The sequence below is a fragment of the Methylobacterium terricola genome, from assembly GCF_006151805.1.
GTDB classification, from domain to species: domain Bacteria; phylum Pseudomonadota; class Alphaproteobacteria; order Rhizobiales; family Beijerinckiaceae; genus Methylobacterium; species Methylobacterium terricola.
This window is the reverse complement of record NZ_VDDA01000103.1, coordinates 1-1,008: the sequence shown is the minus strand read 5'-3', so window position 1 is coordinate 1,008 and position 1,008 is coordinate 1. Positions and strand designations below refer to the sequence as shown.

2 protein-coding genes are annotated in these 1,008 nt (G+C 58.9%); both read left to right on the top strand.

Going from position 1 to position 1,008, the window contains the following annotated elements:
- Positions 1 to 222: 222 nt before the first annotated feature.
- The gene (locus FF100_RS36820) at positions 223 to 450 is read left to right on the top strand and encodes a DUF6894 family protein (RefSeq protein WP_139040930.1); all 228 of its coding nucleotides are present in this window, start codon (positions 223 to 225) and stop codon (positions 448 to 450) included.
- A gap of 71 nt (positions 451 to 521) precedes the next feature.
- The gene (locus FF100_RS36815) at positions 522 to 854 is read left to right on the top strand and encodes a recombinase-like helix-turn-helix domain-containing protein (RefSeq protein ID WP_139040929.1); all 333 of its coding nucleotides are present in this window, start codon (positions 522 to 524) and stop codon (positions 852 to 854) included.
- The last annotated feature ends 154 nt before the right edge of the window (positions 855 to 1,008 follow it).

The window sequence follows — 1,008 nt, the reverse complement described above, 5'->3', positions numbered from 1 at the left end:
GGGGAGCTTAGCAGCGCCTACGATAAAGCCTAGCCTTATGGGAGATACCGAGTGTGTGCTGCCGAAGCCGGCTACGCTGGAGCGTCGAAGCTCACAGGAGGTGTGACGAAGCCGCCTAAATGGGCACCGTCGTTATTCTAGGTTAGCGTACAATTCCGCGTCTTCAGCTATGCCGTTTTGGGGTATGATGCTCGTCGCCCCCAATGTATCGGGGGTTGCTGAGTGGCCTGGTACTTCTTTGACATTCATGATCCGCACGGTTCGATGCACGACCGACAGGGTATCGAATGCGCCGATGCTGATGCGGCTCGAACCCAGGCGGTACGAACGCTGTGCGAGTTCGTCCATCACGCCGCGCTGCAGGGTTTCCCAAGTGGGGCATCCACCACGGTACGCGATGAAACAGGCTGCGTCGTACTGAGCGTGAAGCTCGCGGTGACATCTGAGTGATCGCTTGAAACGATAGGGTTCTAGTCAGAAGGATAGAACCCTGACAGGCTTGCCTGATTGCTGACGCTCACATGCTAGAAAGCATTCGTGGCACACATACAGTGGTAGGTTGTATGAAGGTTGGGATCGACCGATTTGCTGATAAGGGCCGAGAGACCAGCATCCGCGTGCGTCAGGAGCGAGCTAGGCGATACGCCGCTGATTTAGCCCCCACCATCGCAGAGTTGCAGGCCAGTGGCGCAACGACCCTGCGGTCAGTCGCTGCCGCTTTGAATGCTCGCGGCATCCCCACAGCCCGCGGAGGTAAATGGACGCCTGTGCAGGTTAGTCGCATCTTTGCCTGGGTGGCCTCAGGGCAGCAAGCTGGGGTGTTCCCTCCGGGTGGAGACCCAGCTCGCAGGTGACGACAGCGGAGCGGATGGCAGGCTGGTGTGACGAGTTGCCAATTAAGGCTGTGACTGTATGCATCCATGGCGGCATATGCCGCTGTACTCCAGACTTGAGAACATCAGGCTGCCCGCACGGTGTCGAGGAAGCGCGCCACCTCGGCCGAGAGGT